Here is a 6,297-nt window from a genome sequence, read left to right as displayed (position 1 = left end):
TAATTTGCAGGAAATAAAAAATGCAGGCAATCCCGGCGGGTTCGATTACAAGCGATATGCATTGTTCAACGGTATCACACATCAACTGTTTATAAAAGCAGATGAATATAGAAAACTACCTCAGCAACAAACATCAATCTTCTATAAAAAGATGTATGAGTTCAGAAGTTATATTCTGAAAACGATCCGCAAGCATGTAAAAGGCGAAATGGAAAGCAGTATTGCAGAAGCCTTACTCATCGGCTACCGTGATGATCTCGACAGGGACCTGGTGCAGGCATACAGCAACACCGGCGTGGTACATATCATTGCTGTTAGTGGAATGCATCTTGGTTTGATCTATGGCTTATTGATGTTTCTTTTAAAAGGTTTGAACAGAAAAAAACGGCTGAAAATAATAAAAGCTGTTTTGATCATTACATTGTTGTGGCTGTTCAGCTTATTGACCGGGGCAAGTGCGTCTGTGTTAAGAGCTGTTCTTATGTTTACTGCGATCGTTGGTGCAGAAGTAATCGACCGCAAAGGAACTATTTACAATAGCATGGCAGCATCAGCAGTTGTATTATTACTCTTTAATCCGTTTTTGTTGTGGGATGTAGGTTTTCAATTATCATACGCTGCTGTGTTAAGTATTGTTCTTTTCATGAAACCTATTTACAACTGGTTCGCCATTCAAAACAAATTATTAGATGGTCTTTGGAAACTAAATGCACTCACGCTCTCTGCCCAAATTTTAACCTTGCCTCTTTGCATGTATCATTTTCACCAGGCGCCAACACTATTTCTTATTACGAATCTTGTAGCGGTTCCATTATCAAGTCTTGTGTTATATGCTTTGATCTTATTGATGGTTGTTTCTCCTTTCGTCGCACTTGCAAATGCAGTTGGTTGGCTCATTACAAAAATGCTTTGGCTCATGAATCAATTCATTCTTTGGGTCGATCATTTTACGTTTGCTGTGGTAGATGGTATTCAGCACTCACCCATTCAAACCATTTTGTTATACCTCATTATTGCAGCATTGGGTATTTGGCTTATTCAAAAGAAAAAATCTGCATTAAAATTTACACTAGCCTTTATCGCAATATTCTTTGCTGTTCAATTCTATTATCAATATTCTAGAGCACAACAACAGAAACTGATCGTTTACAATTTATCGCAACACACAGCTATTGATTTTATGCTGGGCAAACGATATTTCTTTATCGGTGATTCAGTGCTGTTGAAAGATGGCTTTCTTCGCAATTTTCACCTTAAACCCTCCCGCATTGCACACCGCACTTATGAACAGCCGAACATCAACTCAAATAATGTCTGGACGATCAACAATAAAACCATCGTCCACATCAACCAATCATACCGCTACGATTCTACTGCAAAGATCTCAGCCGATGTGGTCATCATTTCCAACAATCCCAAACTTTACCTCGATCAATTAAAAAAAACGATCAACTGTAAGCTGCTGGTATTCGACAGTTCCAACCCGCAATGGAAGCTGAAATTCTGGAAAGCTGACTGCGAAAAGCTCGGCATCCACTATTTCTGCACAAGTGAGCAGGGTGCTTTTGTGATGAACCTGTAGAGGCTTACCTTTGCGCCTTCTTAAAGTCTTGCCACAAAGACCCAAAGCTCCAGGCACAACTTTTTCCTTCGTGCTTCTTCGTGACTTAGCGTCTTGGTGGCCCAAATCAATCATTTTTATGAAGAAAATTCAATCGGCACTCATTTCAGTTTTTTACAAAGACGGACTCGATTCATTGGTAAAGCTCCTTCACGAGCAAAATGTAACCATCTACTCTACCGGTGGCACACAACAGTTTATTGAAAAACTCGGCGTTCCTGTAGTGCCTGTTGAAAATTTGACCAGCTACCCTTCTATTTTGGGTGGTCGTGTAAAAACTTTACATCCTTCTGTGTTTGGCGGTATTCTCGGCAAGCGTGATGATAACCAGCATTTGGCTGAAATGAAGCAATACAATATTCCTGAAATGGATCTCGTGATTGTTGATCTTTATCCGTTTGAAGAAACCGTTGCTTCAACTACTGATGAAAAAGCAATCATTGAAAAAATTGATATCGGCGGACCATCGATGATTCGTGCCGGTGCAAAAAATCATAAAGACGTTGTGGTATTGGCAGCAAAGAAAGAATATGCAGTATTAGAAGGTATTCTTCGTGAGCAGAAAGGTGAAACAAGTTATGAACAACGTCGTGCATTTGCCATCAAAGCATTTGATGTGTGTACGGCTTACGATACTGCCATCTCTAATTACTTCCATCAATCAGCTGTTGAAACACCATTCAACAAAGAAGAAAAGATCATGCGTTATGGTGAAAATCCTCATCAGAGTGCACGTTTCTTCGGTAACCTTGATGAACTGTTCACACAACTTAACGGAAAAGAATTAAGCTATAATAATTTAGTTGATGTTGATGCAGCTGTACAACTCATCAAAGAGTTTACAGATACAACTTTTGCTATCATCAAACATACCAACGTATGTGGCGTTGCACAACGTGCAACAGTGAAAGACAGTTGGGATACTGCATTGGCAGGCGATCCTGAAAGTGCATTTGGCGGTGTATTGGTTTGTAATGGTGAAATTGATAAAGCCACGGCAGAAGCTATCAATGAAATTTTCTTTGAAGTATTGATCGCTCCTTCATTTGCTGCTGATGCATTGGAAGTATTAAAGTCGAAGAAGAACCGCATTCTGTTGCAATTGAAACAACAACCGAACGTGAAAGAACAATACAAATCATTATTGAACGGTGTATTGGTACAAGGATTGGATGAAGGCAATTATACCGAATGGAAAGAAGCGGGTGGCAGAGAAACAAGTGCTGCTGAAAAAGATGATCTCACTTTTGCCAATCTCATCTGCAAACATTTAAAATCGAATGCCATTGCATTGGTGAAGAATAAACAACTGGTGGGTAAAGGTTGCGGACAAACAAGTCGTATCGATTCACTTCGTCAGTCTGTTGAAAAAGCAAAACAATTCAACTTCGATCTCAATGGCGCAGTGATGGCGAGTGATGCATTCTTCCCGTTCAATGATTGTGTGCAGATGGGTCATGCAGCAGGTATAGTTGCATTTATTCAACCCGGCGGTTCTATCCGTGACAATGATTCAATTGAATATTGTAAACAAAATAACCTGGCGATGGTGATCACAGGTATGAGACATTTTAAACATTAATGCAAAAACCCCGTTTCGATAAAGCACTCAACGCTTCAACAGATGCACTCAAAAGCTTATCCGTTTTTAATCCTTTAACCATCCGGAAAAAAGGAACAAGAGCAAAAGCTTTATTTGCATTGGCAGTTGTGTGCGTGTTATGGGGTACCACATGGATCGCTTCCAAAGAAGGTGTGCGGCATATGCCATCAGCCATACAGTTAGCAGGTATTCGCCAGTTACTGGGTGGACTTTGTTACATGATTTTTTTTATTGCAAAAGGAGCGCAATTCCCAAGAGGAAAAGAATTAATTCCATTGTTGATTTTAGCGCTGCTCAACTTTGTATTGAGTAACGGGCTCAGTACATGGGGATTGAAATATATTTCATCCGGGCTTGGTGCCATCATGGGTGCAATCTTTCCTTTATGGATCGTGATCATCAATCTTTTTGTATCAAAGGAAAAAATTCCTGCGAAAGCATTGCTTGGGTTAATGATCGGCTTTGGTGGAGTGTGTGTTATTTTTTACGAACATCTGCAGGATTTCTTTGATCCGAATTTCCGCTTTGGCATTTTGATTTCACTTGTTGCTACCTGGACATGGGCTTTCGGTTCACTCTATACAAAAAAACAGGCAGCTAATTTCAATCCATATTTTGGGTTAGGTTTTCAAATGCTGATTGCCGGTGCAGCATTGCTGGGCATTTCCACTACCGATCCCAACTTTACACCCTTTACCGAAATAGCATGGCAAGCATGGGCCGCAATCGGTTACCTTGTTTTATTTGGTTCAGTGATCGCATTTATCTGTTATCTCTATGCGTTGCAAAACCTGCCTACTGAACAGGCGAGTATTTATGCATATGTGAACCCTGTAGTAGCAGTACTTTTTGGGGTAATGATCTTTCATGAAAAAATTTCCTTTACGCTTGCAACAGGAGGATTGGTTGCTTTATTAGGTGTTTATCTTGTCAATAAAGCTTACAAGAAAACGGCTGAAGAGCAGCGTGATGTTGCCGACAATTAATCCTGTTAACTTTACTGCATGGCCGAAGAAAAGATCAGTTTAAATAAATACATCAGTGCAACAGGTTACTGCTCACGCCGTGAAGCAGATAAACTGATCGATCAGGCACGTGTGGTTGTGAATGGCAATATTGCTTTGGCTGGCACAAGGGTTTCCTCAAAAGACAAAGTATATATTGATGATGAATTGCTGAAAGTAAAATCAACCGCCAAACAGGATCAGTTTATTATTGCTTTCAACAAACCGTTGAATATTACTTCTACCACAGATGAGAAAGACCGCACAAATATTATCCGCTTTATCAATCATCCCAAACGCATTTTCCCGATTGGAAGATTAGATAAAGATTCCGAAGGATTGATCTTCCTTACCAACAATGGCGACATCGTTAATAAAATTCTGCGTGCAGGTAACGAACATGAAAAAGAATACATCGTTACTGTCAATAAAAAATTAACGCCCGACTTTGCTGCAAAGATGAGCAACGGTGTACATATTCTCAATACTGTAACACTGCCATGTAAAGTACGTACACTAAGCGGCAAAAGCTTTTCCATCATTCTCAAGCAAGGATTAAATCGCCAGATCAGGCGCATGTGTGAAGCATTTGGGTATGAAGTGGTGAGTTTGCGACGTGTACGTATCATGAATATTCAACTGGGAAATATCGCTGTTGGTAAATGGCGCTACTTAAGCGATCCGGAGATGAAAGAATTGATGCAGATGCTGGAAGGTTCGAAGAATGAACAATGATGAGAAATGAATGATCAGTGATGAGTCTGTTAGCGTACTTCTTACTTCGAACCTCGTACTTCTGCGATAAAAGTTTCATACATTTCCTTCCAACCTTTAAACATCGAATCTGTTCCCAGCATGTGATTGTGAAAGATGGTAATGAAAGTTCCGTTTACCTTTTGCACTTCACTGCATAGCCTTTTCATTTCTTCCAATGCTTCTTCAGGAGAATGATGTAGTTCATAAAATGAATTAGCTTCCATGTAAGCAAACGGATGAACACGCAATGCAGTTTTTTCTTCCTTTTCCAGATCGTACCACAAAAACGAATGTGAAGTAGATGCACGAAAACCATTTACTGTTCCGTAGCCCATGCTATATTCATCTGTAAATCCGTTCTCCATTAATGTGCGGTAAGAATGTGGCAGATGAAACTGGATATAATGATTCCGGGTTGCAGTAGTTTCTTTCCTGCTGATGGATTGTAACGTTTCTTTTTCTTTTTTCAGTAAAGATACATTCACTGTGCTTTGTGTAGAAGGATGCAATGCAACTGTTGACTTTGCGGCGGTTGATCGGATCAGTTGCAGTAATCCTGTCTTATTTGGTGAAATGTTTTTATCGTATTCGCTATTACGTTCTGCAAGTAAGAAAAAATAAATTGGCTGTAGTCCATGCTGCTCATGCAATTGCTGCAACCAGTCATATGAATCAAATGGATCTTTTTCTTTTCCACTAAAAACACGTAACCGCTTTGTAATTGTTGACGGGTGAGATATCGCAGCAGCAACGCTCCGCACCCAGCCTTTGTGTTTGTAACTCCAGGCAATGTCGATATCGTAAGTGGGGAGGAAGCGGAATGATGAGCGATGAGTGATGAGTGATGAGTTGTGGTCTTTAAGTTCTGCTTCAAGCTTCATAAACCATACATCAATAATCGGCTGATGTAAGAATCCTTCTTTCCATGCTAATGAATTCCAATGTGCATAGCGGCCATACTCATCTGGTTCGTATTCTAAATATTCTTCGTAACGGGTGATGAGATAAAATACAGCAGAGAAGATATCAAAACCAAAGTCGTCGTTTGTTTGAAAGAAAGCTTTGCTATCATTCCAATCAAAACAAGTGATGTGTTGCTTGCGGATATCATGTTGCAAAAGCAAACCGGTTGACTGCAGAAAGAGAGACGATTCGTCTATACGTTCATCTGCATACACAATCTTTACATCATTGCTTTGTTGAAACACCGTTTCATCATCCGTTACAGCAACCTCAATCTGCCAACGTTCATTCAGCAGTTGAACAATGTAACTGATGCGGGGCGTGATATGCGGAGTGTAAACAAGCATGTT

5 protein-coding genes are annotated in these 6,297 nt (G+C 40.0%); 4 read left to right on the top strand and 1 reads right to left on the bottom strand.

Translation table 11 applies throughout. The annotated features are described in order from the left end of the window. The 4 genes from VK159_RS13640 to rluF form a co-directional block, all read left to right on the top strand. Positions 1-1,582 (top strand): ComEC/Rec2 family competence protein (locus tag VK159_RS13640; protein ID WP_324230704.1); only part of this gene is annotated, 1,582 nt, incomplete at its 5' end. Positions 1,583-1,700: 118 nt separating this feature from the next. Further along, positions 1,701-3,203: a bifunctional phosphoribosylaminoimidazolecarboxamide formyltransferase/IMP cyclohydrolase gene (gene purH, locus VK159_RS13635; protein ID WP_324230703.1), complete on the top strand. Its 1,503-nt coding sequence runs from the start codon at positions 1,701-1,703 to the stop codon at positions 3,201-3,203. Continuing rightward, entirely contained in the window at positions 3,203-4,210 is a 1,008-nt protein-coding gene (locus tag VK159_RS13630; RefSeq protein WP_324230702.1) for a DMT family transporter, read from the top strand. Before purH ends, VK159_RS13630 begins: the two co-directional genes overlap by 1 nt. Positions 4,211-4,228: 18 nt before the next feature. Next, complete coding sequence (gene rluF, locus VK159_RS13625; RefSeq protein WP_324230701.1) at positions 4,229-4,963, top strand: 23S rRNA pseudouridine(2604) synthase RluF; 735 nt, start codon at positions 4,229-4,231, stop codon at positions 4,961-4,963. 41 nt (positions 4,964-5,004) lie between these two features. On the opposite strand, the gene VK159_RS13620 is transcribed toward rluF, so the two are convergent. Next, complete coding sequence (locus tag VK159_RS13620) at positions 5,005-6,294, bottom strand: polysaccharide deacetylase family protein (protein WP_324230700.1); 1,290 nt, start codon at positions 6,292-6,294, stop codon at positions 5,005-5,007. Positions 6,295-6,297 lie beyond the last annotated feature (3 nt).

Origin of the sequence: Lacibacter sp. (genome assembly GCF_035299325.1) — a bacterium.
Taxonomy (GTDB): domain Bacteria; phylum Bacteroidota; class Bacteroidia; order Chitinophagales; family Chitinophagaceae; genus Lacibacter.
This window is presented reverse-complemented; position numbering and strand designations above follow the sequence as displayed.

Excerpts from the sequence above, each read along its gene's own strand:
- purH (WP_324230703.1), top strand. The coding sequence starts at position 1,701 with ATGAAGAAAATTCAATCGGCACTCATTTCAGTTTTTTACAAAGACGGA.
- VK159_RS13630 (WP_324230702.1), top strand. The coding sequence starts at position 3,203 with ATGCAAAAACCCCGTTTCGATAAAGCACTCAACGCTTCAACAGATGCA.
- rluF (WP_324230701.1), top strand. The coding sequence starts at position 4,229 with ATGGCCGAAGAAAAGATCAGTTTAAATAAATACATCAGTGCAACAGGT.
- VK159_RS13620 (WP_324230700.1), bottom strand. The coding sequence starts at position 6,294 with ATGCTTGTTTACACTCCGCATATCACGCCCCGCATCAGTTACATTGTT.